General features: G+C 46.1%; 1 protein-coding gene. It reads left to right on the top strand.

The features are described 5' to 3' along the window. Positions 1–460 precede the first annotated feature (460 nt). Positions 461–1,435 carry an Rpn family recombination-promoting nuclease/putative transposase gene (locus AM629_RS21020; RefSeq protein WP_054481742.1) on the top strand — a complete coding sequence of 325 codons (975 nt, stop codon included), beginning with the start codon at positions 461–463 and terminating at the stop codon, positions 1,433–1,435. Positions 1,436–1,632 lie beyond the last annotated feature (197 nt).

Below are 1,632 nucleotides of genomic sequence, written 5' to 3'. Positions count from 1 at the left end.
GTTTCATGAGCTGATCTAGTTACGTCGTTATGGGCGTACAACCCCAGGCTGCAAGCCCATAGCCACACCAAATTGTTCAAAAAATACACTTAACGTACGTTTTCGTACGATTGGGCTTCAGACCCCTCTCATTAGTGTGGGGCATTTATGTAGCAAAGCAGCTAAAGAAGTCACTTTAACGTATAAGTATTCATGGGCCGATAATGGGTAATAGTCCGGTTGAGTTGCCCACTTTACCGCTAAATAACTCAAGTGCCGCAGACTTTTTTATGCTCTCGCACTAGGAAGGAATGAGAATATTTTTTCTCTAACAAAAGGTTGATATTGAGAATAACTATCTGAGCGTGAATGAGCTGGACAATTTTGCGCATAAAGCCCGCACCTGTGAAGGCGAAAGCTGCAAACAAGTGATCAAGGATATGTTAAAATGAGTATCGGGGTTACAGGGATATGATGCACAATGAAGAAGAACACTACGCCAACATTACATGATGCTATTTTTAAGCAGTTTCTGACACATCCAGATACGGCCAGAGATTTTCTACAGTTCCATTTGCCACTAACTCTGCTGAAGGTTTGTGATCTGAATACGCTGCAACTGGTATCGGGAAGCTTCATTGAAGACGATCTGCGGCCATACTACAGTGACGTTTTGTATTCACTAAAAACGGGTAAGGGTGACGGTTATGTATACTGTCTGATTGAACATCAAAGCTCGCCTGATAAACACATGGCTTTTCGGATGTTGCGTTATGCCATTGCTGCCATGCAACGTCATCTTGATGCTGGTCATAAAACGTTACCGTTGGTGATACCCGTACTATTCTACCAGGGAAAGATCAGTCCGTATCCGTATCCGATGAATTGGCTTTTGGAGTTCGATGATCCGGAACTTGCCGGCGAGTTGTACAATAAAGATTTTCCACTGGTTGATATTACCGTTATTCCGGACGACGAAATAATGAAACATCGTCGTATGGCTGTGCTCGAAATGTTGCAGAAACACATTCGCCAGCGTGATCTGACTGAGCTGCTTGACCAGCTGGTAACATTGTTGTTGGAAGGATATACCACTCAGGAACAGCTGATATCTGTGATAAACTATATGCTGCAGGCGGGAGAATCTCACGATCCGGCTGCTTTGCTAAACACTCTGGCATCACGTGTGCCACAGCATGAGGAAGCTCTGATGACTATTGCTGAAAAACTCCGCCTCGAGGGCGAACAACGCGGGATTCGGAAAGGGATGCAGTTAGGTGAACAGAAAGGACTTGAAGAAGGCGTGCGGCTGGGTGAACAGAAAGGGCGTGAAGAAGGTGTGCGGCTGGGTAAACTCGACGTTGCCCACAGCCTTTTGAAAATGGGGATGCCTCGCGAGGCTGTTCTCGAAGCGACTGGCTTATCTGAAGACGAGTTGGCGCAGATCCGTCATTGATTCTGACACCAGAAAGAATCCCATTAAGGGCGTCGTCAGCCGCAGCAACTAACGCCCTTTTTAGAGAGCATAAAATCTATGGTCGCCCTCGTTTTTGCAACACTCATTTTGATGAATTTTGGGCTTGCTTAAATCTATCCGGCGTCACTATAGGCAAGGAACCTGCGCCTCGATGAGTTCCGCGCCTGATGAACCTT

The sequence above is a fragment of the Photorhabdus heterorhabditis genome (assembly GCF_001280945.1).
Taxonomy (GTDB): domain Bacteria; phylum Pseudomonadota; class Gammaproteobacteria; order Enterobacterales; family Enterobacteriaceae; genus Photorhabdus; species Photorhabdus heterorhabditis.
This window is presented reverse-complemented; position numbering and strand designations above follow the sequence as displayed.

Coding starts and splice junctions, on each gene's coding strand:
- AM629_RS21020 (WP_054481742.1), top strand. CDS start 461: ATGAAGAAGAACACTACGCCAACATTACATGATGCTATTTTTAAGCAG.